This window comes from Mesorhizobium sp. M7A.F.Ca.MR.148.00.0.0 (genome assembly GCF_003997735.1).
Classification (GTDB): domain Bacteria; phylum Pseudomonadota; class Alphaproteobacteria; order Rhizobiales; family Rhizobiaceae; genus Mesorhizobium.
Map to the genome: position 1 here is coordinate 1 of NZ_RZTB01000688.1, position 238 is coordinate 238.

The window sequence follows — 238 nt, forward strand, 5'->3', positions numbered from 1 at the left end:
GCATTCCCGGCAAGGGCACCGAGGAATACATCAACCGGGCCAACGAAGCGGTGGCTGCACGCGAAGCGGCAAAGGCAAGGGTCAGTCCCGAGGTGCTGCATGTCGACCCCGGCACCGGGATGATGGTGACACGCTACATCGCCGGCGCCGAAACGATGTCGCCGGAGAAATTCCGGACACGTGCGGGCAGTCCGGCACGCGCCGGCGAAGCCTTTCGCAAGCTGCACGATTCAGGCGC

General features: G+C 65.5%; 1 pseudogene. It reads left to right on the forward strand.

Features of this window, described 5'->3' with window-relative positions:
• Positions 1 to 238, forward strand: a pseudogene (locus tag EOB49_RS35850) (LPS biosynthesis choline kinase); the annotation flags it as partial.